Raw genomic sequence first — 25,950 nt, forward strand, 5'->3', positions numbered from 1 at the left:
CAACAGCATGCAGACCCCACACCCTGACCTGCCGCTGGCCGCGGCCCCCACGCCCCGGCCGCCGGCGCGCAGCCACTTCCGCTGCTTCCACCGCCTGCGCGTGCGCTGGGCCGAGGTGGACATGCAGAAGATCGTCTTCAACGCGCACTACCTCATGTACATCGATACGGCCATGAGCGAGTACTGGCGCGCCCTTGCGCTGCCGTACGAGGCCAGCATGCTTACCCTGGGCGGCGAGATGTACGTGAAGAAGGCCACGGTGGAGTACCACGCCTCGGCGCGGCTGGATGACGCGCTGGACGTGGGCTTGCGCTGCGTGCGCGTGGGCAGGTCGTCGTGCGTGTTCGAAGCCGGCGTTTTCAGCGGCGACCAACTGCTGGTTTCGGGCGAACTGGTCTATGTGTTTGCCGATCCGGCCACGCAGACCTCGCGCCCCGTGCCTCCCGCGCTGCGGGTCATTTTTGAGGGCTTTGAGGCGGGCGCGGACATGGTCGAGGTGCGCACCGGCGACTGGAACACGCTGGGCCGCGATGCCGGCCGCCTGCGCACGGCCGTGTTCGTGCGCGAGCAAGGAATCCCGGCCGAGGTAGAGGCCGACGCGCTGGACGCGAGCGCCCGCCATGCGGTGGCCTACAACCGGCTGGGCATGCCCGTTGCCACGGGCCGGCTGCTGCAGGAGGCGCCGGGCGTGGGCCGCATCGGCCGCATGGCCGTGGACCGCTCGGTGCGCGGGTCCCAATGGGGGCGCCAGCTGCTCGATGCACTGGTGGCGGCGGCGCAGGCGCGTGGCGACAAGGAAGTGCAGCTGCACGCCCAGCGCGCCGCAGAGGGGTTCTACCGCCGGGCGGGGTTTGCCGTGGTGGGCGAACCCTGGGAAGAGGCCGGGATCTCCCACATCGCGATGGCGCGGCGGCTGTAGGCCGGGCTCCGCTGCCCGCCGCTCCGCTCAAATGTCTTCGAGCAGGGCGTAGGGCAGAGGCTGCAGCGCCAGGGGAACGCCGCCGCCTGCGGCGCCCACCTGCAGCGGCTCCTGCGCGGCGGACAGCTGCAGCGAGACGATGGCATCCGTGCCTCCGCCCGGCGCCGGCGCGGCTTGCACCACCGTGCCGCAGGGCTGCTCCAGATCGGACGCGGCAAACACTTCCGCCCCCGCAGCCACTTCCGCAGGCGCGTGCGCGATGAAGGCGCGGCGCTTGAGCGTGCCGCGGAACTGGCTGCGTGCCACCACCTCCTGGCCGGGGTAGCAGCCCTTCTTGAAATTTACCCCGCCCACCGATTCGTAGTTGAGCATCTGGGGCACGAAGGCTTCCACCACCGGGGCGCTGAGGGTGGCGACGCCGCTGCGCACATCGCCCCACAGCCACAGCGCCGGGCTCAGCGCCGCGCCTTCGGGTGCAGGGCTGGAGGCCGGTGCGATCCAGAGCGCCCGCGGCTGGCCCTCCGCGGGGTGCAGGTGGACCACTGTCGCGGCGCCCACCTGGTCGCGGGTCCAGGCCGGGCGCGGGCCGCCCGCGAGCTGGCCCACCGCGTCCCCGGCCAATCCGTACAGCGCGAAATCCGCCGTCGCATCGCTGAGCCGCGCCTTGGCCCGCAGCACGAACATCGACAGGCGCTTGAGCGTGGCGGGCAGAAGGTCGCGGCTGCACAGCAGCAGGATCTCGCTGTCGCTGCGCTTGAACCCGACAAAGCTGGCCAGCATGCGGCCCTTGGCCGTCAAGAACCCGGCCAGGCGGGCCTGGTCCATGCCCAGCAAGGCGAAATCCTGGGTGAGCTGGCCGTGCAGGAACTTGGCGGCGTCGTCGCCTTCCACGCGAATCACACCAAGGTGGTGCAGGGGAGCAATACCGTTCAGTAGGGTGGTCATTGCTGAATTATGATGCCCGGTTTCATACACACATTCATCAGGGTTGTGCGACGTCTTCTGGCTTTGGTTGCGGTGGTGCTGATCGCCCTGGGGGGCGCCGCCTTCTGGTGGCTGCACCAGCCGCTGGTGGCCGCGGGCGAGCCCCTGGAGCTGGCCATCGAGCCGGGCACCACGCCGCGCGGCATTGCGCGGGACGTGGTGGCCGCGGGTGCGCAGACCGATGCGCGGCTGCTCTACGCGTGGTTCCGCCTGTCGGGGCAGGACCGGGCGATCAAGGCGGGCAACTACGAGATCCCAGCCGGGACCACGCCCCGCAGCTTGCTGCAAAAGCTGGTGCGTGGGGAGGAAACCCTGCGCGCCGTGACCCTGGTGGAGGGCTGGAACTGGCGCCAGGTGCGCCAGGCGCTGGCCAAGGAGGAGCAGCTGCGGCACGACACGGCCCAGCTGAGCGATGACGCCGTGATGGCCCAGCTGGGCCGTGCGGGCGTGGCGCCCGAAGGCCGCTTCTTCCCGGACACCTACGCCTATGCCAAGGGATCCAGCGACCTGGCCCTGCTGCGCCGCGCCCTGCATGCCATGGACCGCCGGCTGGAGGCTGCGTGGTCCCAGCGCGCGCCGGACACGCCGCTGAAATCGGCCGATGAGGCACTGATCCTGGCCAGCATCGTCGAGAAGGAGACCGGCCGCGCAAGCGACAGGGCGCAGATCGCAGGGGTGTTTGCCAACCGCCTGCGCGCCGGCATGTTGCTGCAGACCGACCCGTCCGTCATCTACGGCCTGGGCGAGAAATTCGACGGCAACCTGCGCAAGCGCGATCTGCAGGCCGACACGCCCTGGAACACCTACACCCGCGTGGGGCTGCCGCCTACCCCCATCGCCATGCCCGGCAAAGCCGCCCTGCTGGCCGCCGTGCAGCCCGAGCCCACCCGGGCCCTGTACTTTGTTGCCAAGGGCGACGGCACCAGCCATTTCAGCGCCTCTCTGGAAGAGCACAACCGTGCCGTGAACCGGTACCAGCGCGGGCAGCAGTAGCCCGCTGTCCGCCGCCCAAGCCCACCCCCACGGCCTTCCACGCCACGCCAAGGTTTCCATGCCACGACCCGGTCTGTTCATTTCCTTTGAAGGCATCGACGGTGCAGGCAAGTCCTCGCACATCGACGGCCTGGCGGCCGCCTTCCGCGCCCAGGGCCGCACGGTTGTGGTCAGCCGCGAACCGGGCGGTACCCCGTTGGCGGAAAAGCTGCGCGAACTGGTGCTCAACGATCCCATGGATGCGCTCACCGAGTCGCTGCTGATCTTTGCCGCACGGCGCGACCACCTGCGCAACGTGATCGAGCCTGCCCTGGCCCGCGGCGAGGTGGTGCTGTGCGACCGCTTCACCGACGCCACCTTTGCCTACCAGGGCGGCGGGCGTGGCTTCGATCTGCAGGTGCTATCATTATTGGAGCGCCTTGCGCAGACTGGGCTTGCCCCAGATGCCAATTTGATGCGAGAACCGGATCTGACGGTGTGGTTCGATCTGGCGCCCGAGGTGGCTGCTGAACGCCTGGTGGGCGCGCGGGTGCCCGACCGCTTCGAGTCCCAGCCCGTGGAGTTTTTCCGCCGGGTGGTGCAGGGCTATGCACAGCGCGCCACGGCCGCGCCGCACCGGTTTGCGCGCATCGACGCGGCCCTGGAGCGCCACCGCGTGTGGCAGCAGCTCACCAGCCTCCTGGTGCGCAAGGGCTGGCTGGCGATCATGGTGCCGGCCGACGGGGGGGGCCGATGAGCGAGACCACCCCCCTGACCGCGCCCTGGATCGCCGCGCAGCGCACGCGGCTGCTGGCCCAGCGGGGCCACGCCTGGCTGCTGCAGGGGCCTTCGGGCCTGGGGCAATATGCGCTGGGCCTGGAACTGGTGCGTGCCTGGTTGTGCGATGCGCCGGGCGGGCAGGGCGCCTGCGGCCAGTGCGCCAGCTGCCACGCCATCGACGTGCGCACGCATGCCGACCTGTGCGTGCTGATGCCCGAGGTGCAAATGCTGGAGCTGGGCTGGCCGCTGTCCGAAAAAGCCCAGGCCGAGATCGACGACAAGAAGCGCAAGCCCAGCCGCGAGATCCGCGTGGAAGCGATGCGCGACGCCGTGGAGTTTGCCCAGCGCACGTCGGCCCGCGGCCGGGGCAAGGCCGTGCTGGTGTACCCGGCCGAGCAGATGAACCACGTGACCGCCAATGCCTTGCTCAAGACGCTGGAAGAGCCGCCGGGCGATGTGCGCTTTGTGCTGGCGAGCGAGGCGGCGCACCAGCTGCTGCCCACCATCCGCAGCCGCTGCCTGGGCCACACCATGCTCTGGCCGGCCGAGGCAGAGATGCTGCCATGGCTGCAGGCGCAAGGCCTGGCGCCCGAGGCCGCGTCAGCGTTCCTGCGTGCGGCCGGCGGCCGGCCGGACGATGCCGTGCTGCTAGCGCGCTCCGGCCGCAGCCCGCAGGCCTGGGCCGCGCTGCCCCAGGCGGTGGCCAAGGGGGACGTCACGGCGCTGGCAGACTGGTCGCCCGCCCAGGCCATCGATGCGCTGCAGAAGCTCTGCCACGACCTGCTGTCCACCCGGGTCGGCGCCGCACCCCGGTACTTCGCGGCGGCGGACCTGCCCAAGGCGCTGCCGGCGCTGGGCGCGCTCACGCGCTGGTCGCGGGCGCTGGCCAAGGCAGCGCGCACGGCGGAGCACCCGTTCAACGCCGGCCTCATGCTGGAGGCGCTTGTCGCCCAGGCGAGAAACACCCTACACTCCAAACACTGAGCCGTACCCTTCACCCATGAGCAGTCCCTCCACCGCGCCACGTCCCAGCGTCATGCAGCTGGCCATCAAGGAAAAGGCCGCCCTGTACGCTGCCTACATTCCCTTCTTCACGGAGGGAGGCATCTTTGTGCCGACGCAACGGGACTACAAGCTTGGCGACGACGTGTATGTGCTCCTCACGCTGCCGGACGACACGCAGCGCTACCCCGTGGCCGGCCGCGTGGCCTGGGTCACGCCGGCCCGGGCGGCAGGCAACCGCACCCAGGGCGTAGGCATCCAGTTTCCCAAGGACGAGAAGTCGCGCCAGCTCAAGATCAAGATTGAAGAGCTGCTCGGGACCGCCTTGGGGTCGGACCGGCCGACCCAGACCATTTGACCGCCGCGGCCCCTCCCGTGCCGACCCTGCGCACGCGGGTCGGCTTTTTCCTTTGGGACGTTCCCTCGGCAGGTGGGGTGGGCCGGGGTGCGGAGACAGGCCTTGGCCCCCCCTTTTTTTTGAAGCCGCATGTTCACTGATTCGCACTGCCACCTCAACTTTCCGGAACTGGTGAGCCAGCTGCCGGCCATCCGCGAGGCCATGGCCCAGGCCCAGGTCACCCGCGCCCTGTGCATCTGCACCACGCTGGAGGAGTTTGCCGGGGTGCATGCCTTGGCAATGGCGCACGACAATTTCTGGAGCACGGTGGGCGTGCATCCCGACAACGAAGGGGTTGCCGAACCCACGGTGCAGGACCTGCTGGACCGCGCCGCCTTGCCGCGCGTGGTGGCCATCGGCGAGACGGGGCTCGATTACTACGGCATGGAGGACCGCAAGGGCGGGCGGTCCGTGGCAGACCTGGAGTGGCAACGCGACCGCTTTCGCAACCACATCCGTGCCGCCCGCACTTGCGGCAAGCCCCTGGTCATCCACACCCGCAGTGCGTCGGACGACACGCTGGCCATCCTGCGCGAGGAAGGGGAGGATGGCCCGGGCAATCTGGCGGGCGGCGTGTTCCACTGCTTCACCGAGTCCATGCAGGTGGCGCGGGCGGCGCTGGACCGCGGCTACTACATTTCGTTTTCAGGCATCGTGACCTTCAAGAGCGCGCAGGAGTTGCGCGAGGTCGTGGCCTTTGTACCGCTGGACCGCATGTTGATCGAGACCGACAGCCCCTACCTGGCGCCCGTGCCCTACCGCGGCAAGACCAACAACCCGTCCTATGTGCCGTGGGTGGCCAAGCAGGTGGCGCAGACCAAGGGCCTTGCGCTGGAGGCCGTGGCCGAGGCCACCAGCCGCAACTTCGACACGCTTTTCAAGGGGGTTGCGGCATGAGCGTCCATCGCCGACATGTTGTGGCGGGCCTGATCGTGGCCGGCATGGCGCCTGCACTCTGGGCGGGCGCCTACGAGGATTTCTTTGTTGCCATCCTGCGCGACGACGGGGAGGCGGTGACCGCGTTGCTGCGGCGGGGATTCGACCCCAACACCCGCGACCCCAAAGGGCAGGTTGGCCTCACCATCGCCTTGCAAAACGGTTCGTCAAAAGCCTTTGCGGCCTTGCTGGCATCGCGCGGCATCGACGTGGATGCGCGCAATGCCAAGGACGAAAGCCCGCTGATGATGGCGGCCATCAAGGGCAATGTGGAGGCTGTGAAGGCGCTGCTTGCGCACGACGCGGACGTGAACAAGACCGGCTGGACGCCGCTGCACTACGCCGCATCGGCGGGGTCGGCCCAGCATGTGGCCATCATCGCCTTGCTGCTGGAGCACTATGCGTACATCGACGCGGCTTCCCCGAACGGAACCACGCCGCTCATGATGGCTGCGCACTACGGGTCCACGGAGGCGGTCCAGCTGTTGCTGGACGAAGGGGCCGACCCCACGCTCAAGAACCAGCTGGGCCTGACGGCGGCGGACTTTGCCCTGCGGGTGAGCCGCACGGAATCGGCCGAGAGAATCGCCGCGGCCATCCGCCGGCGCCAGCCCAACCGCGGCCGCTGGTAGCGCCGCGGCGGCTGGGTCTTTAGTCCAGCACGGCCGTTTCACCGGCCGCCGGTCGCGCCTGAAGGCGTGCATACAGGCCGCCCTGCGCGAGCAGTTCCGCATGGGTGCCTTGCTCGGCAATGCGCCCGCGCTCCATCACCACCACCCGGTCCGCATGCTCGATGGTGGAGAGCCGGTGCGCGATGACCAGCGTGGTGCGCCCCTGCATCAGGCGCTGCAGCGCGTCCTGCACCAGACGCTCGGATTCGGTGTCCAGCGCGGACGTGGCCTCGTCCAGGATGAGGATGGGCGCGTCCTTGTAGAGCGCCCGGGCAATTGCCAGCCGCTGCCGCTGCCCGCCCGAGAGCTGCGCTGCGTTGTGCCCCACCACGGTGTGCATGCCCCTGGGCAGCGCCGCCACATGGTCCGCCAGGTTGGCGGCTGCCAAGCAGGCTTGCACCCGCGGTTCGTCCACCGCCTGGCCCAGCGCAACATTGGCGGCGATGGTGTCGTTGAACATCACCACATCCTGGCTCACCATGGCGAATTGCGCGCGCAGCGACCCCAGATCCCAGTCGCCCACGGCATGCCCGTCCACGAGAACGTCGCCAGACGCAGGCGCCACGAACCGCGGCAGGAGATTGACCAGGGTCGTCTTGCCGGCGCCCGAAGGGCCGACCAGCGCCACCACTTCGCCGGGCGCCACCCGCAGGCTGACACGGTCCAGTGCCGGTGCGTGGTCAGGGCCGAAGGACACCGTCACCTCGCAGAGCTCCAGCGCGCCGCGCACGCGGTCGGTCTGGAACTGCCCGCCGGTTTCTGCCCCGGTGTCGCCCAGCAGGGCCAGGCCGCGTTCCAGCGCGGCAACACCGCGTGTCACGGGGCTGGCCACGTCTGCCAGCCGGCGGATGGGCGCAATGAGCATGAGCATGGCGGTGATGAACGAGACAAAGCCGCCGACGGAGACGTCTTTCGCACCCACCGTGCCGCGGCTTTGCCACAGGGCAACGCAGATCACCGCGGACAAGGCGGCGGCGGCCAGCAGCTGGGTCAGCGGGGTCATGGCGGCGGACGCAATGGTCGACTTGATGGCCAGTCGGCGCAGGCTCTGGCTCAGGGTGGCAAAGCGGCCCGCCTGCCCGGCCTGCGCGCCGTGCAGGCGCACCATGCGATGGGCCAGCACGTTCTCCTCCACCACGTAGGCCAGCTCGTCGGTGGCTTGCTGGCTGCTTTTGGTGAGGTGGTACAGGCGCCGCGACAAGGTCTTCATGATCCAGGCCACGCCGGGCACGACCACGGCCACGATCAACGTGAGTTGCCAGTTGAGGTACAGAAGGTATGCGAGCAGTGCCACCAGCGTGAAGCCATCGCGCGAAATGCCGAGCAGGGCCTGCACCAGCAAGGTTGCGCCCGTCTGCACCTCATAGACCACGGTGTTGGAGAGTGCGCTGGCCGACTGCCGCGAGAACAGGCCCATCTCGGCCGCCAGCACCCTGTCGAACAGCGACTGCCGCAGGGTCAGCATGCCTTCGTTGGCGATCCGCGCCAGCGCGTACTGCCCCACGAACTGTGCGATGCCGCGCACGAAGAACACGCCCAGGATGGCCAGCGGCACCAGCCACAGCGGCAGCGTGCCCTGGGTGAAGCCGCGGTCCAGCAAGGGCTGCAGGAGCGCAGGGATCAGCGGCTCCGTCACGGCCCCTACCAGCGTGGCGGCCACTGCCAGAACCCACGCGGTTCGCTGGTTTCCAAAGTAGACGGACAGCCTGCGCAACCGTGTGATCAGGTTCGCGGCAGGGGGGGCGGGGGAGGGGGCGGGCGGATTGCCCGGGTCGGTCGCATGCATGTGGCCGGGATTCTAAGAGCCTGCTTGCGGTCGCGCGGGGATCGCGCTCCAACCCCTGAATCTGAACGATGGCCGTGGCGGCGAGGGACCTGCGGTGCTTGCCACTAGCCGAGCCATTGGCTACCCACCACGGCCGTTGCCTGCCCTCTGGGCCATCGCAAACAGGCTCGGGTCGACCTGGCGGAGGCCGTCCAGAGGGCGCCTGAAATGGTCGGCAATCGCACAGTTTGTCACAGGGGTGCGCCCGCTGTGTGTAACATTCGGGGTTGCCGTTCGGCATTTGTTCGGCTACCGCTGGATGCCAATGACCAAAGACCCCATTCCAACACACGATCTTTCCTCTTCTCCCGCGGCCCCGCCGCATCCCTTGCGGCGCCATATGTTGGCGGCGCTGCTCTCCACCCCCGCCATCCCCGCTCTGGCACAGTTCCGTGTCGAGGTGACCGGCGTCGGGCTGACCCAACTCCCTGTTGCCATCGCGACGTTTCGCGGCGAAGCGCAGTCCCCCCAGAAGATCTCCGCGATCGTCCAGGCCGACCTGGAACGCAGCGGCCAGTTCCGGGCGGTGGACGCTGCTGGAGCTGCACTGGATGAAGGGACCCGGCCGGACGTGGCTCTGTGGCGGCAAAAGGGTGCCGACTCGCTGGCTGCAGGCAGCGTGACGCGTCTGCCGGACGGTCGCTATGACGTGCGTTTCCGTTTATGGGACGTCGTCAAGGGCCAGGACCTGGGCGGCCAGAGCTTTGTGGTGCTGCAGGGCGACCTGCGGCTGGCAGCGCACCGTATTGCCGATTTCATCTATGAGAAGCTCACCGGCGAGCGGGGTGTCTTTTCGACCCGCATCGCGTACGTGACCAAGACCGGTCCGCGCTACAGCCTCTGGGTGGCGGACGCCGACGGAGAAAATGCGCAGTCGGCCCTGTCGAGCCCGGAGCCCATCATTTCCCCAGCCTGGTCGCCCAACGGAGCCCAACTGGCCTATGTGTCGTTCGAGTCACGCAAACCGGTGGTGTACGTGCACGACGTGGCGTCTGGCCGGCGCCGGCTGATCGCCAACTTCCGCGGTTCCAACAGTGCGCCAGCGTGGGCGCCGGACGGGCGCACGCTGGCCGTGACGCTCAGCCGCGACGGCGGATCGCAGCTCTACACCATCGACGCCAATGGCGGCGAGCCACGCCGGCTCATGCAGAGCTCGGGAATCGATACCGAGCCGGTGTTCTCGGGCGATGGGCGCAGCATCTATTTCGTCAGCGACCGGGGCGGCGCACCGCAGATCTACAAGGTGCCGGCATCGGGCGGTAGCGCCGAGCGGGTGACCTTCACTGGCAGCTACAACATTTCCCCCAGCATCAGCCCGGACGGCCGCTGGCTGGCCTACATCTCGCGGGTTGGCGGCGCGTTCAAGCTCCATGTCATGGACCTTTCGTCGGGGACGGTGAACGCGGTAACCGATACGACCGCCGACGAGAACCCCAGCTTTGCACCCAACAGCCGGCTCATTGTGTACGCCACCCAGCAGCAGGGCCGCGAGGCGCTGATGACCACCACGCTGGACGGCAAGATCAAGGCCCGCCTGGCAGGCCAGGCCGGCGATATCCGCGAGCCGGATTGGGGCCCCTTCCAAAAGCAGTGAACTTTCAACCCATTTCAGTGATCCAGTTTTTCAGGAGAATTTCGGATGTTCAAACGCATTACCCTTGCCATTACCGTCGCAGCCCTGGTCGCAGGCTGCAGTTCCGGCGTGAAACTTGATGACGTCCCCGTCGAAGACAAGAACGCCACGTCCACCCTGGGCGCCAACGGCGCCAACTCTGGCAACACCGCGCAAAGCGGCGTGGCAGGCGTGGATCTCGGCCAATCGGGCCGTGACGCGGCAGGCCCCGTCGGCGTGAGCCGCATCGTGTACTTCGACTACGACAGCTATGTCATCAAGCCCGAGTTCCAGTCGCTGATTGAAGCGCACTCGCGTTTCCTCAAGGCCAGCAACGGCCGCAAGGTGATGATCGAAGGCCACACCGACGATCGCGGTGGCCGCGAATACAACCTGGCCCTGGGCCAGAAGCGTGCAGAAGCCGTGCGCCGCTCGCTGGCCCTGCTGGGGGTGCCGGACAGCCAGATGGAAGCAGTGAGCTTCGGCAAGGAAAAGCCGGCCGTGCAGGGCAGCACTGAAGATGCCCACGCCCAGAACCGCCGCGCCGAGCTGTCCTACCGTTGATGCGCGCAATGGCTCTGCACTTCACGCCCAAGGCGCTGGCGGCGGCCTTGCTGCTGTCGGCGGCCCTGGTACCAGCCAGCCATGCCGCTCTGTTCGAGGACAGTGAGGCACGGCGGGCCATCATCGAGATTCGCCAGCGTGTGGACGGACTGCAGCAGTCGCAGCAGCGGTCGGCAGAGGAGGCTCGGCGGCAGGCGGAAGAAAACAGCCAGCTGCGCCGCAGCCTGCTCGACCTGCAAGGTGAAATCGACACCCTGAAGGCCGAACAGTCCAAGCTGCGCGGGCAGAACGAACAGTTGCTGCGCGACGCCGCCGACCTGCAGAAGCGCCAGAAAGACATTGCCCAGGGCGTTGATGAGCGCCTCAAGCAGTTCGAGCCGGTCAAGGTCACGCTGGACGGCCAGGAATTCCAGGCCGACCCTGCCGAGAAGAAAGACTTCGAAGCCGCCTTGGCGGTGTTCCGCTCGGGCAAGTTCGGCGATGCCAGCACTGCTTTTGCCGCGTTCGTTCGACAGTATCCGCGCAGTGGATTTGTTCCTTCTGCCCGGTTCTGGCTTGGCAACGCGCAGTATGCAACGCGCGACTACAAGGAAGCCATCGGCAACTTCAAGGCAATGCTGGCCGAGGCGCCTGGCCACGCCCGTGCGCCCGAAGCGGCCTTGTCGATCGCCAACTGCCAGATCGAGCTGAAAGATACGCGCGCCGCCCGCAAGACGCTGGAGGACCTGGTTCGCGCTTATCCGCATGCCGAGGCTGCCAGCGCAGCCAAAGAGCGGCTGTCTCGCCTGAAGTAGCAATGCCGGATGCGTTGGCGCTCGAGCGCCGTTTTGGCGGCCTGGAGCGTTTGTACGGGGTGGCAGGGGCGCAGCGCATTCGCAGCGCCCGTGTCGCCGTCATCGGCATCGGGGGGGTGGGCTCCTGGGCGGCTGAAGCGCTCGCGCGCAGCGGCGTCGGCGAGCTGACGCTGGTCGATCTCGACCATGTTGCAGAGTCCAACATCAACCGCCAGATTCACGCCTTGGAGGGCACCGTGGGCCAAGCCAAGGTGGAGGCGATGCGGGACCGCATCGCCCAGATCCACCCCGGCTGCACCGTCCACTGCGTGGATAACTTTGCTGGCCCTGACAATTGGCCGGGCCTGCTGCCCCAGCCCGTGGATGCCGTGATCGATGCCTGCGACCAGGTTGCGGCCAAGACGGCGATTGCGGCGTGGGCCCATGCGGCCAAGGTGCTTCACATCGCCGTCGGGGCTGCCGGCGGCAAGCGCCACGCGCACAAGGTGGATGTGGACGATCTCGCCCTGACAACCCACGATCCGCTCCTGGCGCAATTGCGCTACCGTCTTCGCAAGCACCACCAGGCAGCGCGTGGCGGCAGCAAGATGGGCATTACGTGCGTCTTCAGCCGGGAAGCGGTGGCGCCGCCCGATGCGTCCTGCAACGTCTCCGGCGATGGCACGTTGAACTGCCATGGGTACGGGTCCGTGGTGGCGGTGACCGCAGCGTTCGGAATGTGCGCCGCAGGCTGGGTGCTGGACAAACTGGCATCCACACCCCAAAAGGCTGCAAAAACCACGCTATAATTCAAGGCTTTGCAGCAATCGAAATGCTTTCTGCATGAGGTCGGGACGTTAGCTCAGTTGGTAGAGCAGCGGACTTTTAATCCGTTGGTCACAAGTTCGAATCTTGTACGTCCTACCAAGAACATAAGGCTCTGTAGCAATACAGAGCCTTTTTTATTGCTCCTAAAACAATAGCGTTACCATCGGCTTTCGTCGCTACTTGTTCCGCAAATTCCAATCGTGTTCCGCAAAACGGCTCATTCGCTAGACAACAGAGGGGTTGTGTGACATTTGAAGAATGGATGAGAAGTCGCAATTGGACAGAATCGACCATCAGAAAATACGATGGTGCGATGCGCGGCGCACTGACAGAGTGGGCAATCGAGGCAGGGCTAAGCGATGGGCCTCTCACGTCGATTTTTGACGTTGGGAGCTTTCGAGAGATTTCATCGCGGCTTGTACAGCTGCCGGTATTCTTGGCTCGCAACAAGCGTGGGCACAGCATGTACGGTGCAGCCCTTCGCCGGTACATCAACTTTTTGGAAGAGTCAGTCTCTGACGGCGCTGGCGGTCACGCAGGGGCGGACGATCTGAGCCGGAATCCGTCCGATGAGGAACGGACGGTGGGCCGAATTGAAGAAGCGGTAATAGAAGAAGGACGGGAATACCCCGAGGGGGCGCAGTCTTACCGGTTGCACCGGCACATTGAACGTAGCGGGGCCCTTCCAGGCCAGGCAAAGGCGCGAAGATTGGTTCAAACCGGACGTCTGGACTGCGATGTGTGTGGGTTCAATTTCAGCGCCGCCTATGGTGAACTTGGGGCCGATTACATAGAGGCGCACCACACAGTGCCGGTCTCATCCATGGCTGGGCAAGCAATTACGAGGATTGAGGATGTCGCGTTGGTTTGCGCGAACTGCCACCGCATGCTGCACCGTGGAGATCACCTGCTCACCGTGCAAGAGTTGCGCTCAATCATCAATGCGCATCGAGCTAGCGAACAGGCTTCACCTTCTTCCCCACCTTGTGCCTGATGTAGTGCGCCGTCATCCCCTCAGTAGTGTGTCCCAGCAGCGCCTGGGCTGATCGCGTTCCAGATTCCTCGTCCACGGCCGTTGCAGCCGTGGCGCGCAGGTCGCGAAACTGAAAGTCCGCCTTGGCGATACCCGCTGCAGCCCGCGCGTCGTCAAAGCGGTCCCGCAGCATGTGCTTCGACAGCCGCTCACCCGACTCATTCACCAGCAGCGCCAGCGGCCGCACCTTGAACTGCGACTTGAAGACTTGTATCTCCGCCAGCAGGCGCTTGAGTTCGCCCTCGATTTCAATGCGCAGCTTGGCCCCGGTCTTGCCCTGCCGCACATGCAGCACGCCCCCGCTGATGTGGCTTTCGCTCATGCGCAGCACATCGCCCGGCCGCTGGCCGGTTAGGTCAGCCAGACGGATGGCGAACTGCAGCGGCAGGCCCGCATGCTCCAGGATGCTTTGCATCATCTGGTCGCTCACCACCACATCGCGGCCTGATTCCTTGAAGCCCTTGATGCCCGCGCACGGGTTCGGCGCTTTGGTGTAGCCGCTCTCCCTGGCGAAGTTCCACATGTGCGAAAACAGGGCCTTCTCCCTGTTTGCGCGCACCTGACCCAAGGTGTCGGGAATAGGTTGTGTGCCGCGCCCGGCGGCTACTCTTTCCGCGTTCGCCTGGATGGCCAGTTTCCTGGCCTCTATCACCCGCCAGTCCATGTATTGGCGCATGTGCAGTGGTTCAATTCCGTCCAGCGGCGCGGGTGGATCTCCGAAGAATTTCAGCAGCCATTCCAGCTCTTTTTCGTTGTCCGAGCGAGTACGCGGGGCCTTGGTGGGGAATACCTTGGCCCTGTATGCCACCGCCACGTCGACAAACGTGTAGTCCGCGCCGACCGGGCGTTTCGCGGCGGTCAGCTCGGCCCACTTGTGCACGGCCGCCACATAGTCCGACCCCAGTGGAATTTCCTTGCGCGGCTTGCCCCCGGTGTCTAGGTAGTAGTGGATCTTGTTGCCCCGCTCGCGCGCGCGCATCCCCCGCGGCAGATTGGTCCATCTTGTTGGTTTGCGGCCCATGTCAGCGTGCTCCCATCACACGCGGGCTCCAGGCCGGCCGCTGCGTGGGCTCGGGCTTGCGGCTTTCAACCGTGGCGCGTGTCACCACCGGATGCCCCAGCGCATTGATGCGAAAGGGGATGCCTTCGCCACGCAGCCATTGAATCTGTTTAGATTTCAGCTTTCGGCCCGTCAGAACACACAGCTCATCGGGCTCCAAGAACATTGCAGGCTCCGCCATACCTTTTCCCTCAAGCCGCCTCGGGCGTCGCAGCCATTGAATCCACCAGCTCCACCACCGCGTCGGCCAGGGCCTGCAGTGAGCCATCGTTCAGGATGTCCGCTTCGGCCTTGATCGCGTGGTGCTGCTCGCTCACGTGCATGGCCGTGTCCTCTGGCAGCGCGGCCAGCTCTGGCCGATGCACGCGCACCACCTTCGCACCCAATCGGGCTAGCATTGTCCACTCCACTGGGTCGCGCAGATCCGTCACCACGATGCGGTTCCAGCCGCAGCCCAGCTGACGGCCTATCCAGCGTTCCACCAGCCGTGCGTAGTAGTCAGGGATGAATCGGCGCTTGAAGGATGCCCAGCGCTGCATCACCCAGCGCGGACTGCGGGGTTCGGTCAGGCTGTCGCCGCCATCAGCGATCCAGCGCATGAAGGCTGGTTCACCGCACATGCCGGCCGCCAGCGATGGAATAGGCAGCTCCTTCGTCTCCCGGGCCGTCAGAATGCGCGGGTCGATGCGCCATGCTTCGCACACCTCGCGGCGCAGGGCATCAGCGAAGGCGATGCGGGCGAATCCCTGTTGTGGGGCGAGAACGTCCGCGATGGTGTCCTTGCCCACGCCAGGCCGGCCCGTCAGGGCGATGATGAGAGGGGTTTTCATGGTTCTCCTTTTGTTCGGGGTGATTCAGTCGTCGAGGTCGCCAGCAGCAGCTCGCTTGCGGTCAAAGCACAGCGGGCGCAGGGCAATGGAAGGGGCAGGGGGTGGCGAGTGGGCCGCCGCTTTCTCGGCGGCGATGCGCGCCAAGAACGTGGCCTGCAAGCGCACGAGGCGGCCGCGCACCGGGTCAGCCATCACGGCTTCGTAGTCGGCGGGCCATTCACGGCACGCTGGCAGATGCACCAGCGACAGCCAGGCCGCATGCATGGCTTCCACAGAGGACACGGTCAAGCCGCACCTCGCGCGCGCCGGGGCATGGCCACCACCACGGTGGCCGCCGTGCTGTCCACGGGCTCCAACTCCAGCGCCTGCTGCGCGTTATCCGCGTCCCGCTTCGCCTTGTTCATGGCGCGGCGGGCGCGCTTGAAGGTTTCCGATATGTCCGTGCTGCTGGCGTTGCGATACCGGAAGCGCGGATTGGTGAGGCCCAGCGTGGGCATGGTCAGTTTTGCGGGCACGGTCATAGCTCCTGCAGTGGTTCAGGGTTGGAAAAATTTGGGAGAGGGGTGGGCAGCGGGCCGGTGTGGCGGCTGCTGTGGTTCGGTCTGCGGGGTCCAGTCCTCGATTTCGTGACGGCCCCGGCCTAAGAATGCCCGGCGAAGCTCGCCGGTGAGGCGCGCTCTACAGTTATTGAAACAAGTCCAAGGCGCCGACTTCGCGGCGCGGGCCTCGGGGTCCTGGCCACCATCGGCCACCCGGCTCCATGCCTGGCGGCGCGAAATCAGCCAGCGGCCTGACTGCAGCGCCAGGCCCACGGCAACCTTCTTTTCCACGTCCTCGCCGTAGCGGTTCGTGGTCTTGGTTTCGCGGTGCGCCACCGACATGGCCCACTCGCCGCGCTTGCGGCAGGGGCCGCCCATCAGCTCCATGAAGCGACGCCAGTCGGCCTTGATGGCCCCCACCTTGTGCACGGCCCCATAAATGCGCCAGGCGATGGTGTCGCCCTCAATGCGGGCCTGCTCCACCTGGTCATGCGTCACCCTGCGCATCTCGCGCCAAGCCACCACGCTGGGCTGCCCAATGGGCTGAAACTGCCGAATACCCCAGGTCGCGGCCCAGGCATCCACCCGCACATAGCCGGGCACCTCGCCCGCGTCCACGTCGAACAGCTCCCCCTGCGCATGGCCATCGGCCTGGCCGTCCAGATGGTTGATCTGGTACGAGCCGCCCACGTTCTTGGCCACGTATTTGGCGATGTAGGCAGCGGCGCCCCCAGCATCGAGCCACTTCACGTTCACCCGGTTCTTGCGGGCACCCGTCTCACGCGTCATCAGCAACGAGCGCGCCCTCCGTCCCTTCACTTCGGGGAACTCCCAGTCCTCCGGCTTCAGCCAGTGCTGCTTGATGATTGCCGCCGCCCGCTTCGCATCCGCGTGGGACTGAAACCAGAACAACGAATGCCAATGCGGGCACCCATCGTGGTGCGGCTCCGCCACGCGGAATCCATAGAACCGAACACCCGCTTCGTCCAATGCCGTGCGCGCATCGGCCCACCGCTTGCGCAACCACGCCTGCCCCTCGCGCGGGCTTGATCCGTCATATTTCGGGTTCTTGCGCGACGGCAGGCGCGTGCCCTTGGGCGGTGCCAGCATGGCGTGGAACCTGCTGGGCAGCGTTTGCGTGAAGAACAGGCCCACATGGCCAGCCGCGTCGGCATATTCCTCGCAGCCGCGAATGCGCACCATCAGCTCGCCCCGCCGCACGTCGCGGTCGGACACGCCCAGCTTGGCCAGCTCGCCCAGGCGGTACACCTGGCCGGCTTCATTGCGCACCAGGGTGTGTTCCATCATGGCGGCCGCTCGGGCCAACTGCTGCTGGCGGTTCTCCACCGCCGCGTTGCTGCAGTAGCCACCCTTCTGGTGGTTCACCACGCCCAGCTTGATGGCCCCCAACTCGCGTACCCGTGCCACCTTCTGGCGCAGGCGCTTGCGCCAAAAGGCCACGTCCTGGCCCTTGCCGATCACCCCCTTGGGTGTGTCGGCCTCGGGCGGGTCCACATCCAGCAGCTTGCATGTAGTGCGCACCAGCGCTACTTGCTCGGCTTCGGTCAGCGGCTTGTGCGTCAGGTCTGCAATCGACGCGGGCGCGGCATCCGTGGTCGGTTCGTGCCACAGGTCCATCAAGCGCGTCACACCCTCGGCCACCGCCTGCGCGCGCTCGCAAATATCGGCGTCGCTCATGCTCCAGTGCAGCGCGTCGCCGTGCTCGGCCTTGAACTCTTGCAGGCGCTCCAACCAAGCGCTGTTGCGTTGCCATGCCGGCGTGTCTGGTGGCGAGCGTCGCAGCTCGGCTACCCCTTCGGCCCATTGCGGGGGCAAGGTGGCGATCAGCTGGGCGGCGAGTGTGTTGGCCTGCCACCGCTCGACTGTCCCCCAGTCTTGGAACTGATTGCGCTTGCCCATCACCACCGCCCCGTCAGCGCATGCAAGCGGCTGAACTCACGCCGCGCGAACCGGGCCTCGGCCTTCAAGGCCACGCGCTCGGGCTCCGGCAGTTCGCGCCAGTGGCGCTGGGCCAGTGCCCCCAGGTCGCCATCCACACCGGCCAGCAGCATCAGCGCCATGCGGTGCGTCTCGGCCATGCGCCCCCACTCGCGGGACTCGGCGTCCGACCAGCGCTTCTGGCTGGCCATCTGCACGAACTCATCGCGCAGGGATCCATTGCCCACCCCGAACAAGCGCGCGTAGTGCACTCGCGCGATGGGCGAATGCAGCGGCTCGGGGCACGTTGCCTCGGACATGCTCAGCGGTCCCCCGCCTCACGCACGGCCGCGATGTACCAGGCATCGCCGTACAGCTGCTCAACCCAGGCCACGGCCCCGGCGCGGTTCAACGCCTGCACGCGCATGCGCCGGCGGTGGTGGTGCACATCAATGTGCGTCACGCGAAAGCAGCTCATGGGGCCACCCCCGCAAGCGCGGCCACCATGGCCGCCAGGCCCACCACCGCCACGGCGCCCGCCAGCCAAAGCAAGGGGGCTGCACCCAGGGCAAGGCCTGGGGCGGCCAAGGCGCATGCCAGCAGGGTTACGCGAAAAGCAATCAAACGCATGGCAACTCCAAAAACACAAGGCGAACGAATCCCCGCGAGGCCCCAAAAAGGGGCACCGTCAGAAGAGAGAAAGGGGGGAGGGGGAGGGCGTTACCCGGCGGCGGGCATCGCGGCGAAAAGGTCGCCCGTCACAAAGCCGCCATGGCGCGGCTGGTAGTCAGCCGATGGCATGGACTGCAACTGCTGCTGCAGCAAAGCGCGCTTGATGTGGGACGACATGGGCAGCACCACCGAGGGGTCGGGCGTTGCGCTGGGGGAAATCGTGCGGTTGATTTCCGTCACGGCGCTGAACACGTGCCCGCACTCATAGTTGCGGCAGTGGAAGATCGTCTCGCGGCTCGTGCTGGTCAGCTGGCCACTGTGGCGCGTGTAGGCGTTCTGTTTGCAGTGGGGGCACATCATGCGCATAGGGTGTCGTCCTCATTTGCCGCATTGGCTGTGAAGTAGTGCGCACAAACGGCACTTGGCTGCGCGCATGGCAGCGGCATGGCCAAGACAATGGCCACAAGGCGCAACCGCTTTAAAACGTGGATGCCAGGCACGGTGCGCTACTCGTCAGGAGTTAGCGGCAAAGGCCGCGCGACGGCGCTTGTGTTCGGCCACGCCCAGCCGGTAGGCGTGCAGAGCAAAGCTGCTGGCGCTGCGGCTTTCTTCGCCCGCCAGCTGAAAGGCCTCATCGCGCTCTGCCTGCGTCATGCGCAGGGCGATGGGCTTGTCATGCACCAGCCGGTCGGGCGCCAGTGCAGGACCTTGGCTGGGTTGGCCGGATGCTGTCGGGGTTGCGAGGGATGTGTACATAGTCAAACCACAGAGGAGCAAACCATGGAAGAAGTGAATTGGCCGGTGTTTCAAGCCGCGGCCGCTTTGGTGGGTGCCAAGCTGGCGGCCAGCAGAAGCGAACGCATCGACATGGCTATCGAGAAAGACCTGCCCGATGTGTACCAAGCGCTTCTGCAGGCTGCCCAGCGCATTCACCAGCAGGTGCTGGAGGACAGGCAACAGGCACTTGCCGCGATGGGTCGGAGGCCTTCAATGGACTTGAGCGCATAGCCTCTGCACGGCGAAATACCTCCGAGGCCATACGCACCTGCGTGGCGCCCTCGGCCACTTCCATGTCAATTTCGGCCCCGGGCAGATGCTTGTGCACCAGCTCCAGCAAGCCTTGCGACAACACGGCGCACAGGTCGGTAAAGGCATTCAGATCAGCGGGGACGGAGGCCTGGCCCGGGCGTATGGAGAAGCAAATCATGCTGTGCTGGCTCCGTAACGCCGCCGTCATCACGGTGCGTGGCTTTGCTGCGCATTTGCCATGCGGTGGATTGGTGGTGTCCATGTACTATCTGGAGTGGATTGGTTACAACGTAAACGCATTGTGGTGTCCGTTTGGGCACTTGTCAATGAATTTGTGTCTACATGAGCATTTTTTCAAGATTGCGCGAAGAGCGTGAGCGCCTGGGTTTGACGCAGGAAGCCTTTGGCACAGCCGGGGGTGTGCTCAAACGTGCGGTCATCAACTACGAAAAGGGCGAGCGCTTCCCCGATGTTTCGTTTTTGGCCGGCGTTGCCAATGCTGGCGCAGACGTGCTGTACATCGTCACCGGGAAGCGCGGGAGCGAGTCCGCGGGCGTGCTCTCGGAGGCGGAATCAACCCTGCTGACACGCTGGCGCAACGGTAGCCCCGTCTTGCGTGGCTACTTGCAGGAAGTTGGGCAGGCGCCCGCAGGGGGCGGACATTCCGTCACCATCGGCGGCGACGTGGGCCAGCATGTGAGCGGCGATCAGAGAGTAGCTGGCCCGATGACTTTTAACTTGAACCGCAAAGCCAAGAAATAGTATTCATTAATTGAGCAACTTTAGTTTCTGAACTTTATGAAAATAGAAATCGAACTGCCGGATGGCTTTGCTGTAGAGTTATCGCAATCAAAAGCAAAGCTGATAATAAAAATCGTTAAGAAAAAATCAAAAAGTCTTGGCAGTGATTTTATTCAAGTCGAAGAGAAGAATATAGCGGCAGCCATAGCCAAGATAAAGCGTGCCCGGACAAGCAGCTCAACTATTGCTCAGTACGCTCTGTCGTCGACGAAAAAAACTGCTGCAGCTAAAAAGCCTGCCTCGGTGAAAAAATCTCCAAGTTTTAGCGGTACAACTTCAACCGGTCCCAAGAAGCCTGATGTCAAATATTAAAGCATATCGTGAAGCCTATTACGGGTATAGCGGAAAGCTGAGTGATAACGTTCGAACGCTTGCGCTGGCTTCTGTTGCAATTGTTTGGACCTTTAAGGTGGACAACAAATCAGGCGGCGTAACATTGCACGCAGATTTGTATTGGGCTCTATTGTTGGCAATGCTTGCCATGGCTTCGGATTTGTTGCAATATTTTTATGGAAGTATTGCATGGGGTATATATACATGGCGCAAGGAAAGGGAGGGCGTGGGGATTGAGGCGCCTCTTGTGGCGCCAAGTGCGATAAATTGGCCAACCAATATATTTTTCTATGCCAAAGTTGTTTTTTTGGCTGGAGCGTATGGGCTGATAATTCGATTTTTGATCGGTAAGATTCAGTATTAGTGACGGCAGTGTTGTTTAAATAAGTATGCTGCCAATGCAGCGTTACCGCGTTTGATCGTCGCTATTTGCTTAACTGACGTCGCGCACAGGTGCAATGTCACAATGACCCAATTCCCTGTTCTGCCTGAAAGCGCCTATATCAGTTATTTGGGTCCGCTTTCCCACCGTGGGGCGAATGCATCCACCCACATTGCCGAAGTCCGGTACCCTGTTCAATCCGCCCCCGTCATCAGTGTCGTCAAACTGATGCAGCCCGATGGCCTGCGTGCGTGCAACGAGGCTATCTCCTGGCTTTTCCTGAGGGCTGCTGGGATCAGTGCGCCAAAACACGCGGCCATTCTTGTGCTCTCACAAGCGAAAGCCATTCAAGTGTTGGGCCGAAACGGTGTACCAGCGGAATGGGTGAGCAATGGGCACGTGTTGGCATGGGCATCGCAAAAATTGGACTTTGGCAGCATTCAAGCACTGTTTGCTGGGGCCGAGGCCGATGCGAAGTGGCTGGAGGTTTTGCGCTCTGCAAAAGGTGCAGCGATTGCAGCTTTTGACGAAATGTTTTTTAACATCGACCGCAATACAGGCAACGTACTATTTACGAGGGGCGGCGCCTGTGTTCCGATAGACCACGAAATGGTTTTCGGACACCAAAACTGGTTGCGCGAAGACCTTCAACATTCCTCAGCGCCAGGCGACTCCATGCGTGTACTGATAAGGGCGCGTGACGGTCGCAAGCTGCCACACAGCGAGTTTGAAAGTGTGTGTAGCCATATGGTGTTGCTGGCCCACCAACACGAGAGGGCACTCACAGCATGCCAAGATGAAATCCGTGGTTTGTTGGCCCATGTGTTTCCAAAACAGGCGCCTGAACTGGCAAACCGAATTCTCTCTTTTGTTGGCGAGCGCGCAGCGCAGCAATGGCTGCAAGACCGTCTTGGAGTGATCTGATGATTGACCTTAGCCAATTGGCAAAAGCAACTGACGCTGTTGCGCCCGGCTTTGAGGGCAAGTGGCACACCATTGAGTTTCAGCCTGAACTCCATGTTCCTCAGTTTTTCGTGATCGGCGTAGCGCTGTCGCGGGCTGGCAAGTTGGTGAATTTTCGGGTTGCCGAAGAGGCGGCGAGGCTTCAGTGCTTTTACGGTGACCGCTTCAGCAGGGACACCTGGGGTTGGCTGCGCAGTGAGCTTGCGGCGGATCTGCAGTTAGCGAAGAACTCCCCTTGGTCGCGCTATGTCAGCGCCAGCCCGCAAATCCGTGTTGGTGAAGGCCACTATGTCAGCGGGTCAGATGCAAATTCGGTGCTATCGCGTATTTTCGAACGCGTTGTCACGGTCACAGCACCTGAACGTAGGCCGCGAAATCAAGGGATTACACAGCCAGCACTACGTCAAAAAATGGCGGAGCTGATGAAAGTCCGGCTGAGCACGCGTTACGAGACTATCAGTCAGCCAGAGGGTGGACTTCAGATCAAAGACGGGGACAAGTTCCACTCTTTTGACATCACCTATGACGACACAGAGACAGCAAGCAGCGTTGTTTCTGCGTGCTATCTTGATCTGAACAAAGCGCGCCTGAACGTTGTCACGGCGTTAGCGGATTTAGAAATGTTTCGCCATGTGCGTACCCGCAAGCAGCTCGGGCTTGCCGTTTTGACACCATCCGCAACACTCTTGCCAAGAGCGAATGTTGACGAGTGGGAGAGGTGGTGGGAGAACTTCTCTTACAAAATGCGCGAATCGAACTTGATGCTGCTGGCAGAGTCAGAGCGGCCCGAAGAACTGGCCGAACAAGTCCAAAACTGGTACGTTGATGCTGGCTCATGAGCATCGATTGCCCTGCACGCGGAGATGCAACAATTTGTGCCCAACTCATTAAGCCAAGGAACAAATGGTGCACGGGCAAGGGAAGGTTGAAATTCGCAGGGATGCCGGTCAAGTAGTAGCGGGCAATGCAGTGACCCACATCGAAAAATACATATCGACATCTAGTCACAGCCCCTTGGCTGTGGCTTTTTTTTAGGTTCCGCTAGTGTGGTGTCGGCAGTGATTGCTGCGGCGTTCCTGCTTTGCAGCGAATTGGGCCGAGTAGCGACTGCACCCGATTCACCGCCGGCTTGCCACTATCAAGGGGGCTCCTACTCAGCCGGGGCTGTGATTCGCATGGGCCGGTTCGAGATGGAGTGCCAGATAGTCGACGGAATGCCCAAGTGGGCACGCGGTTAGATGGAGTAATTTAGTAATTTTAGTGTGAAAAAATTATGCCGCTTAGCTCTTGTGTACGGTAAATCTACCTGTTTTTTCAGTCCTGGTTTCAGTATTAGTAATGCTTTGAGTGTTTAATTAAAAATCACTGCGTTGGAAGGGATGTATTTTCCAATTTTTGAAGTGGCTATGTCAGTGCGGCCGATCCCGTGTAGCTCTACCCACAATGCTCTCTGGTGTAAAGGGTGTTCTTCGGTCTGTTGTTTTGAATTTGAAATTCTGAATAGTTTGGCCAAATGCGGCTCAAGATTTGATAAATCAAATATTTTTATGTTGAAATGACTGTCTCCCCCATTCCTGGTGTTGATGATGAGATTTTAAAAGCGCGGCTCGAAGATTTGCAAAAACAAGCAGATCTAAATGAGAAGCTTCTTGCTCAACGACTTCAAGAGCAGGAGATCGCAGAATTCGAAAGAATAAAAAATCAACAACGAAAACGCAGCTACAGCCTTGCAGCCGCTTTAGGAGGGCTGTTCTCGGCAACGTTTGGTTATTATTACGGTATAAATGATGTCGATACCCTGGCTAACTTCATTTCCCGATATTACTTGGTATTATTGGGTTTGGGGGCCATGCTTTGGGCTGTTGCTTCCCTGGTTGGCTCATCCAATAGAGTTGCTGATGTTGATTTTTTGAGGCGTGCATCTCGTCGAAATGAAAAATCACTTGATCCTCAAGCTGCATGGCCTTTCCCTATTGGTGGAGATGAGGAGGAACCAGCTAAGGATTTTAAGCGAATGATTGAAGAAATAACTTCGCTACTTCAGATTCAGGCTGAAACAAATGATGAGAAAGCATCTACTCTATTGGATAAGGGCATCCTTTATGCGGGTGCAGGAATTGCGTTCTTTCTGATATCGATAATATCTTGGCAACTGGTTTTTCACTTTGTTGGCTTTAAGCAGGCGCATGTGTATGGAATTGTTTCGTGCGCCTCTCTTTTTGTTGCTATAGAATTAATAAGTGCATGGTTCTTAAAACAGTATCGCAATTTCATTGAAAGCTCTACCGAGCTATTAAAAATAAAGGCTATATTTGATCGATTGCTTTTGTTGAAATTGGCGAGTGAAGAGTCTGCGGTGCCTGGTTCGCTAGATGCTCAACTCGGTACCACCGTAGCTCGGGATTTTGTTTGGCCGGAGCGTCCTGCGAATTTGAATAAACAATCATTTGACATTAAATCGCTGAATCAAATTTTGTCTATTTTTCAAAAAATGAACAAAAACTCGAAAGATGATGCATGATTAAAAATGAGTTGTGGCAATTTTATATAATTATTTATATTGCTGGATGAATATAGGCTCCGTTTGGCCCGGCTCCGTGCTTCGGCAGGGATGGTGGCGCGTTATGTCAAGATTAATCTGTGTATGCTGGCTGCCGCTTTTCTAATTCCAGGCGCGTGATCAGTCCACCATCTCCCAGGGTGTGCGTCAGCTTCACCACCAGCCACTCGGTGGCGTCGATCACATCCTTGAACCCCCGCAGCACCACCGGAGTCTGCGGCATCAGCTCGGGGCGACCAATGGCCAGCGTCAGCTCCATGGTGGCTTTGCCGCGCTCGATGCGCCCGCGCTCGGCCCGCGCGGCGGCCATGGCGTCAGCCTCGCTGCCGTAGGTGTCTTTCAGGCGCTTTTCGTTTTCCTGCTCGCCTACCAGCACGCTCTTTTTCTCGGCCGCGTTCGGGTCGTGCCAGTACGCGCGCACGCCGCTGTAGGCGTTGCGGTCGGCGCTGTGGTAGCGGTGCTGGTCGCCATCGGCGCGGGTGATTGTGATTGTTTCCAGCGCTTCGCCATTCGCGGCGATGGTGGATCCGATGGGCTTGAACACCAGGCGGCCTTTTTTTACGGTGGCCACCGCGTCGTGCTTCTTGGCCAGGCGCGTCAGAAAGTGCAGGTCGCTCTCGCGGGTCTGGTCGATGTGCTCCACAGGGGTGTTGGCCAGGCTGTCGTCAATGCGCACCTGCAGGCCGTTGCGCCTTGCAATGTCGCCCACGATTTCGCCCAGCTTCTTGCCGTGGTAGCTGCGCTCTGCGCGGGTGCGCAGCTCGCGCCGCATCTCGGCGGATCGGGCGCGGATGCTGATTTGGTCGGGCGCGCCGCTATGCTCCACTTCGTCCACGTCGAACGTACCTTTGTCCTGCATGCCGCTGCCTTCCCAGCCCAGCGCCAGGGCCAGCTCTGCCCCCTTCGCAGGTATGCCCATGCGGCCGTCGCTGTCGTCAATCACCAGGTCCAGCTGGTCGGCTTCGCCGCCTCGGGCTTCGGTGAGGGTGAGTGACACCAGGCGCGCCTCCACCTTTTTGGAAATGTCCCGCCCGTCCACCACCAGCGTGAACGTGGGCGCGCGGTGCAGCTGGCTGGTCTGCTGGTAGTCAGGGACAAAAATCACAGCCACCACTCCCAGTAGTCATCCACCGGCCAGGGGTCCACCCCGCCCGATGGCTCGGCCCGCTGGTCATCCACGGCCGCCAGCTGCAGGTCGAACTCGATCCGGCGCGCGGCGCCGTTGTCGATCAGCACAGAGCGGGTTTCGGTCAGGTTCTCGATGGTCCAGGCGCCGAACACCTCGCCCGCGCCCGACACCAGCGCCCAGGCCTTGCCGCTGTCGGCCATCTTGCGCAGCGCTTCCAGCGAACGCATGGAGCCCGCGAACTCAGGAGCCAGTACGCCCGACAGGTTGATGGTGTCCTCGCCCAGCCCCACAAACTGGCGCGCCGGCCGCGCCCCCACGCGCGAGTTGCTGGGGTGCCGCCAGGCCGTTTGCCGGCGCAGCTGGTCGGTGGGCAGTGTCTGCAGTCCGAAGGCGAATTGCCCCAAAGAAAACAGCATGC

At 63.3% G+C, this 25,950-nt stretch carries 35 protein-coding genes and 1 tRNA gene; 21 read left to right on the forward strand and 15 right to left on the reverse strand.

Translation table 11 applies throughout. The annotated features are described in order from the left end of the window. Positions 1–7: 7 nt before the first annotated feature. The gene (locus ACOYR3_RS11610; protein WP_422842545.1) at positions 8–919 is read left to right on the forward strand and encodes a YbgC/FadM family acyl-CoA thioesterase; all 912 of its coding nucleotides are present in this window, start codon (positions 8–10) and stop codon (positions 917–919) included. 27 nt (positions 920–946) lie between these two features. On the opposite strand, the gene ACOYR3_RS11615 is transcribed toward ACOYR3_RS11610, so the two are convergent. Beyond that, positions 947–1,864, reverse strand: a complete 918-nt coding sequence (locus ACOYR3_RS11615) for a YgfZ/GcvT domain-containing protein (protein ID WP_422842546.1) — start codon at positions 1,862–1,864, stop codon at positions 947–949. A gap of 45 nt (positions 1,865–1,909) precedes the next feature. Here ACOYR3_RS11615 and mltG point away from each other — a divergent pair, with 45 nt between their 5' ends. The 6 genes from mltG (at position 1,910) to ACOYR3_RS11645 (ending at position 6,622) form a co-directional block, all read left to right on the forward strand. Further along, positions 1,910–2,896 (forward strand): endolytic transglycosylase MltG, encoded by a 987-nt coding sequence (mltG, locus tag ACOYR3_RS11620; RefSeq protein ID WP_422842547.1) that lies wholly within the window; start codon positions 1,910–1,912, stop codon positions 2,894–2,896. 58 nt (positions 2,897–2,954) lie between these two features. Next, entirely contained in the window at positions 2,955–3,632 is a 678-nt protein-coding gene (gene tmk / locus ACOYR3_RS11625; protein ID WP_422842548.1) for a dTMP kinase, read from the forward strand. Continuing rightward, on the forward strand, positions 3,629–4,639 hold the full coding sequence (locus tag ACOYR3_RS11630; protein WP_422842549.1) for a DNA polymerase III subunit delta': 1,011 nt from the start codon (positions 3,629–3,631) through the stop codon (positions 4,637–4,639). The genes tmk and ACOYR3_RS11630 overlap by 4 nt, the downstream gene beginning before the upstream one ends. A 16-nt stretch (positions 4,640–4,655) precedes the next feature. Continuing rightward, a complete protein-coding gene (locus ACOYR3_RS11635; protein WP_291485964.1) occupies positions 4,656–5,015 on the forward strand; it encodes a PilZ domain-containing protein in 360 nt (119 codons plus the stop codon). A 129-nt stretch (positions 5,016–5,144) separates the two neighbouring features. Continuing rightward, on the forward strand, positions 5,145–5,951 hold the full coding sequence (locus ACOYR3_RS11640) for a TatD family hydrolase (protein WP_422842550.1): 807 nt from the start codon (positions 5,145–5,147) through the stop codon (positions 5,949–5,951). Further along, positions 5,948–6,622 (forward strand): ankyrin repeat domain-containing protein, encoded by a 675-nt coding sequence (locus tag ACOYR3_RS11645; RefSeq protein WP_422842551.1) that lies wholly within the window; start codon positions 5,948–5,950, stop codon positions 6,620–6,622. Before ACOYR3_RS11640 ends, ACOYR3_RS11645 begins: the two co-directional genes overlap by 4 nt. A gap of 19 nt (positions 6,623–6,641) precedes the next feature. On the opposite strand, the gene msbA is transcribed toward ACOYR3_RS11645, so the two are convergent. Continuing rightward, the gene (msbA, locus tag ACOYR3_RS11650; protein ID WP_422842552.1) at positions 6,642–8,447 is read right to left on the reverse strand and encodes a lipid A export permease/ATP-binding protein MsbA; all 1,806 of its coding nucleotides are present in this window, start codon (positions 8,445–8,447) and stop codon (positions 6,642–6,644) included. 304 nt (positions 8,448–8,751) lie between these two features. Here msbA and tolB point away from each other — a divergent pair, with 304 nt between their 5' ends. From tolB to ACOYR3_RS11680, 6 genes are all read left to right on the forward strand, one after another. Next, entirely contained in the window at positions 8,752–10,080 is a 1,329-nt protein-coding gene (gene tolB, locus ACOYR3_RS11655; protein WP_422842553.1) for a Tol-Pal system beta propeller repeat protein TolB, read from the forward strand. A 45-nt stretch (positions 10,081–10,125) separates the two neighbouring features. Next, positions 10,126–10,662, forward strand: a complete 537-nt coding sequence (pal, locus tag ACOYR3_RS11660; protein ID WP_422842554.1) for a peptidoglycan-associated lipoprotein Pal — start codon at positions 10,126–10,128, stop codon at positions 10,660–10,662. Continuing rightward, entirely contained in the window at positions 10,662–11,456 is a 795-nt protein-coding gene (ybgF, locus tag ACOYR3_RS11665; protein ID WP_422842555.1) for a tol-pal system protein YbgF, read from the forward strand. The genes pal and ybgF overlap by 1 nt, the downstream gene beginning before the upstream one ends. A gap of 2 nt (positions 11,457–11,458) precedes the next feature. Then, a complete protein-coding gene (locus tag ACOYR3_RS11670) occupies positions 11,459–12,244 on the forward strand; it encodes a tRNA threonylcarbamoyladenosine dehydratase (protein WP_422842556.1) in 786 nt (261 codons plus the stop codon). Positions 12,245–12,286: 42 nt separating this feature from the next. Beyond that, positions 12,287–12,362, forward strand: a tRNA-Lys gene (locus ACOYR3_RS11675). A 145-nt stretch (positions 12,363–12,507) separates the two neighbouring features. Beyond that, positions 12,508–13,257 (forward strand): HNH endonuclease, encoded by a 750-nt coding sequence (locus tag ACOYR3_RS11680; protein WP_422842557.1) that lies wholly within the window; start codon positions 12,508–12,510, stop codon positions 13,255–13,257. On the opposite strand, the gene ACOYR3_RS11685 is transcribed toward ACOYR3_RS11680, so the two are convergent. The 11 genes from ACOYR3_RS11685 to ACOYR3_RS11735 all read right to left on the reverse strand — a co-directional run bounded on the left by ACOYR3_RS11685 (position 13,217) and on the right by ACOYR3_RS11735 (position 19,091). Next, positions 13,217–14,317 (reverse strand): tyrosine-type recombinase/integrase, encoded by a 1,101-nt coding sequence (locus ACOYR3_RS11685; RefSeq protein ID WP_422842558.1) that lies wholly within the window; start codon positions 14,315–14,317, stop codon positions 13,217–13,219. The genes ACOYR3_RS11680 and ACOYR3_RS11685 overlap by 41 nt on opposite strands. Position 14,318: 1 nt before the next feature. Continuing rightward, the gene (locus ACOYR3_RS11690; protein WP_422842559.1) at positions 14,319–14,522 is read right to left on the reverse strand and encodes a DUF4224 domain-containing protein; all 204 of its coding nucleotides are present in this window, start codon (positions 14,520–14,522) and stop codon (positions 14,319–14,321) included. A 25-nt stretch (positions 14,523–14,547) separates the two neighbouring features. Next, entirely contained in the window at positions 14,548–15,186 is a 639-nt protein-coding gene (locus tag ACOYR3_RS11695) for a hypothetical protein (protein WP_422842560.1), read from the reverse strand. 24 nt (positions 15,187–15,210) lie between these two features. Further along, entirely contained in the window at positions 15,211–15,474 is a 264-nt protein-coding gene (locus tag ACOYR3_RS11700) for a hypothetical protein (RefSeq protein WP_422842561.1), read from the reverse strand. After that, on the reverse strand, positions 15,471–15,701 hold the full coding sequence (locus tag ACOYR3_RS11705; protein WP_422842562.1) for a hypothetical protein: 231 nt from the start codon (positions 15,699–15,701) through the stop codon (positions 15,471–15,473). Before ACOYR3_RS11705 ends, ACOYR3_RS11700 begins: the two co-directional genes overlap by 4 nt. A 21-nt stretch (positions 15,702–15,722) precedes the next feature. Then, positions 15,723–17,645: a replication endonuclease gene (locus ACOYR3_RS11710; RefSeq protein WP_422842563.1), complete on the reverse strand. Its 1,923-nt coding sequence runs from the start codon at positions 17,643–17,645 to the stop codon at positions 15,723–15,725. Beyond that, complete coding sequence (locus ACOYR3_RS11715) at positions 17,645–17,983, reverse strand: hypothetical protein (RefSeq protein WP_422842564.1); 339 nt, start codon at positions 17,981–17,983, stop codon at positions 17,645–17,647. The genes ACOYR3_RS11710 and ACOYR3_RS11715 overlap by 1 nt, the downstream gene beginning before the upstream one ends. A gap of 2 nt (positions 17,984–17,985) precedes the next feature. Next, positions 17,986–18,126: a hypothetical protein gene (locus tag ACOYR3_RS11720; RefSeq protein ID WP_422842565.1), complete on the reverse strand. Its 141-nt coding sequence runs from the start codon at positions 18,124–18,126 to the stop codon at positions 17,986–17,988. Between the two features lie 11 nt (positions 18,127–18,137). After that, a complete protein-coding gene (locus tag ACOYR3_RS11725; RefSeq protein WP_422842566.1) occupies positions 18,138–18,293 on the reverse strand; it encodes a hypothetical protein in 156 nt (51 codons plus the stop codon). A 90-nt stretch (positions 18,294–18,383) separates the two neighbouring features. Beyond that, positions 18,384–18,701: an ogr/Delta-like zinc finger family protein gene (locus ACOYR3_RS11730; RefSeq protein ID WP_422842567.1), complete on the reverse strand. Its 318-nt coding sequence runs from the start codon at positions 18,699–18,701 to the stop codon at positions 18,384–18,386. Between the two features lie 147 nt (positions 18,702–18,848). Then, positions 18,849–19,091: a hypothetical protein gene (locus ACOYR3_RS11735; RefSeq protein ID WP_422842568.1), complete on the reverse strand. Its 243-nt coding sequence runs from the start codon at positions 19,089–19,091 to the stop codon at positions 18,849–18,851. Between the two features lie 24 nt (positions 19,092–19,115). Here ACOYR3_RS11735 and ACOYR3_RS11740 point away from each other — a divergent pair, with 24 nt between their 5' ends. The 8 genes from ACOYR3_RS11740 to ACOYR3_RS11775 all read left to right on the forward strand — a co-directional run bounded on the left by ACOYR3_RS11740 (position 19,116) and on the right by ACOYR3_RS11775 (position 24,364). Further along, on the forward strand, positions 19,116–19,343 hold the full coding sequence (locus ACOYR3_RS11740; protein ID WP_422842569.1) for a hypothetical protein: 228 nt from the start codon (positions 19,116–19,118) through the stop codon (positions 19,341–19,343). A 363-nt stretch (positions 19,344–19,706) separates the two neighbouring features. Continuing rightward, the gene (locus ACOYR3_RS11745) at positions 19,707–20,126 is read left to right on the forward strand and encodes a helix-turn-helix domain-containing protein (protein WP_422842570.1); all 420 of its coding nucleotides are present in this window, start codon (positions 19,707–19,709) and stop codon (positions 20,124–20,126) included. Between the two features lie 36 nt (positions 20,127–20,162). Next, positions 20,163–20,477, forward strand: coding sequence for a hypothetical protein (locus ACOYR3_RS11750; RefSeq protein ID WP_422842571.1), 315 nt, complete (start codon positions 20,163–20,165; stop codon positions 20,475–20,477). Continuing rightward, positions 20,464–20,862, forward strand: coding sequence for a hypothetical protein (locus ACOYR3_RS11755; RefSeq protein ID WP_422842572.1), 399 nt, complete (start codon positions 20,464–20,466; stop codon positions 20,860–20,862). The genes ACOYR3_RS11750 and ACOYR3_RS11755 overlap by 14 nt, the downstream gene beginning before the upstream one ends. Before the next feature lie 102 nt (positions 20,863–20,964). Beyond that, the gene (locus ACOYR3_RS11760) at positions 20,965–21,804 is read left to right on the forward strand and encodes a hypothetical protein (RefSeq protein ID WP_422842573.1); all 840 of its coding nucleotides are present in this window, start codon (positions 20,965–20,967) and stop codon (positions 21,802–21,804) included. Next, positions 21,804–22,682, forward strand: coding sequence for a hypothetical protein (locus ACOYR3_RS11765; protein ID WP_422842574.1), 879 nt, complete (start codon positions 21,804–21,806; stop codon positions 22,680–22,682). Before ACOYR3_RS11760 ends, ACOYR3_RS11765 begins: the two co-directional genes overlap by 1 nt. 219 nt (positions 22,683–22,901) lie before the next feature. Next, positions 22,902–23,081 (forward strand): DUF1496 domain-containing protein, encoded by a 180-nt coding sequence (locus ACOYR3_RS11770; RefSeq protein WP_422846574.1) that lies wholly within the window; start codon positions 22,902–22,904, stop codon positions 23,079–23,081. 317 nt (positions 23,082–23,398) lie between these two features. Further along, on the forward strand, positions 23,399–24,364 hold the full coding sequence (locus ACOYR3_RS11775; RefSeq protein ID WP_422842575.1) for a hypothetical protein: 966 nt from the start codon (positions 23,399–23,401) through the stop codon (positions 24,362–24,364). A 112-nt stretch (positions 24,365–24,476) separates the two neighbouring features. Here the strand turns inward: ACOYR3_RS11775 and ACOYR3_RS11780 are convergent, their stop codons facing one another. Together ACOYR3_RS11780 and ACOYR3_RS11785 are read right to left on the reverse strand one after the other, a co-directional pair. Further along, positions 24,477–25,508 carry a contractile injection system protein, VgrG/Pvc8 family gene (locus tag ACOYR3_RS11780; protein ID WP_422842576.1) on the reverse strand — a complete coding sequence of 344 codons (1,032 nt, stop codon included), beginning with the start codon at positions 25,506–25,508 and terminating at the stop codon, positions 24,477–24,479. After that, positions 25,505–25,948, reverse strand: coding sequence for a phage tail protein (locus tag ACOYR3_RS11785; RefSeq protein WP_422842577.1), 444 nt, complete (start codon positions 25,946–25,948; stop codon positions 25,505–25,507). Before ACOYR3_RS11785 ends, ACOYR3_RS11780 begins: the two co-directional genes overlap by 4 nt. Between the last annotated feature and the right edge of the window lie 2 nt (positions 25,949–25,950).

Origin of the sequence: Acidovorax sp. M2(2025) (genome assembly GCF_049330835.1) — a bacterium.
GTDB lineage: Bacteria > Pseudomonadota > Gammaproteobacteria > Burkholderiales > Burkholderiaceae_C > Acidovorax.

Coding starts and splice junctions, on each gene's coding strand:
- ACOYR3_RS11670 (WP_422842556.1), top strand. CDS start 11,459: ATGCCGGATGCGTTGGCGCTCGAGCGCCGTTTTGGCGGCCTGGAGCGT.
- tmk (WP_422842548.1), top strand. CDS start 2,955: ATGCCACGACCCGGTCTGTTCATTTCCTTTGAAGGCATCGACGGTGCA.
- ACOYR3_RS11745 (WP_422842570.1), top strand. CDS start 19,707: ATGAGCATTTTTTCAAGATTGCGCGAAGAGCGTGAGCGCCTGGGTTTG.
- ACOYR3_RS11750 (WP_422842571.1), top strand. CDS start 20,163: ATGAAAATAGAAATCGAACTGCCGGATGGCTTTGCTGTAGAGTTATCG.
- ACOYR3_RS11740 (WP_422842569.1), top strand. CDS start 19,116: ATGGAAGAAGTGAATTGGCCGGTGTTTCAAGCCGCGGCCGCTTTGGTG.
- ACOYR3_RS11645 (WP_422842551.1), top strand. CDS start 5,948: ATGAGCGTCCATCGCCGACATGTTGTGGCGGGCCTGATCGTGGCCGGC.
- ACOYR3_RS11725 (WP_422842566.1), bottom strand. CDS start 18,293: ATGCGTTTGATTGCTTTTCGCGTAACCCTGCTGGCATGCGCCTTGGCC.
- ACOYR3_RS11635 (WP_291485964.1), top strand. CDS start 4,656: ATGAGCAGTCCCTCCACCGCGCCACGTCCCAGCGTCATGCAGCTGGCC.
- ACOYR3_RS11775 (WP_422842575.1), top strand. CDS start 23,399: ATGACTGTCTCCCCCATTCCTGGTGTTGATGATGAGATTTTAAAAGCG.
- ACOYR3_RS11695 (WP_422842560.1), bottom strand. CDS start 15,186: ATGAAAACCCCTCTCATCATCGCCCTGACGGGCCGGCCTGGCGTGGGC.
- ACOYR3_RS11765 (WP_422842574.1), top strand. CDS start 21,804: ATGATTGACCTTAGCCAATTGGCAAAAGCAACTGACGCTGTTGCGCCC.
- ACOYR3_RS11710 (WP_422842563.1), bottom strand. CDS start 17,645: ATGGGCAAGCGCAATCAGTTCCAAGACTGGGGGACAGTCGAGCGGTGG.
- ACOYR3_RS11735 (WP_422842568.1), bottom strand. CDS start 19,091: ATGTACACATCCCTCGCAACCCCGACAGCATCCGGCCAACCCAGCCAA.
- ACOYR3_RS11685 (WP_422842558.1), bottom strand. CDS start 14,317: ATGGGCCGCAAACCAACAAGATGGACCAATCTGCCGCGGGGGATGCGC.
- ACOYR3_RS11615 (WP_422842546.1), bottom strand. CDS start 1,864: ATGACCACCCTACTGAACGGTATTGCTCCCCTGCACCACCTTGGTGTG.
- ACOYR3_RS11755 (WP_422842572.1), top strand. CDS start 20,464: ATGTCAAATATTAAAGCATATCGTGAAGCCTATTACGGGTATAGCGGA.
- msbA (WP_422842552.1), bottom strand. CDS start 8,447: ATGCATGCGACCGACCCGGGCAATCCGCCCGCCCCCTCCCCCGCCCCC.
- ACOYR3_RS11640 (WP_422842550.1), top strand. CDS start 5,145: ATGTTCACTGATTCGCACTGCCACCTCAACTTTCCGGAACTGGTGAGC.
- pal (WP_422842554.1), top strand. CDS start 10,126: ATGTTCAAACGCATTACCCTTGCCATTACCGTCGCAGCCCTGGTCGCA.
- tolB (WP_422842553.1), top strand. CDS start 8,752: ATGACCAAAGACCCCATTCCAACACACGATCTTTCCTCTTCTCCCGCG.
- ACOYR3_RS11610 (WP_422842545.1), top strand. CDS start 8: ATGCAGACCCCACACCCTGACCTGCCGCTGGCCGCGGCCCCCACGCCC.
- ACOYR3_RS11630 (WP_422842549.1), top strand. CDS start 3,629: ATGAGCGAGACCACCCCCCTGACCGCGCCCTGGATCGCCGCGCAGCGC.
- ACOYR3_RS11730 (WP_422842567.1), bottom strand. CDS start 18,701: ATGCGCATGATGTGCCCCCACTGCAAACAGAACGCCTACACGCGCCAC.
- ACOYR3_RS11715 (WP_422842564.1), bottom strand. CDS start 17,983: ATGTCCGAGGCAACGTGCCCCGAGCCGCTGCATTCGCCCATCGCGCGA.
- ybgF (WP_422842555.1), top strand. CDS start 10,662: ATGCGCGCAATGGCTCTGCACTTCACGCCCAAGGCGCTGGCGGCGGCC.
- ACOYR3_RS11785 (WP_422842577.1), bottom strand. CDS start 25,948: ATGCTGTTTTCTTTGGGGCAATTCGCCTTCGGACTGCAGACACTGCCC.
- ACOYR3_RS11760 (WP_422842573.1), top strand. CDS start 20,965: ATGACCCAATTCCCTGTTCTGCCTGAAAGCGCCTATATCAGTTATTTG.
- ACOYR3_RS11690 (WP_422842559.1), bottom strand. CDS start 14,522: ATGTTCTTGGAGCCCGATGAGCTGTGTGTTCTGACGGGCCGAAAGCTG.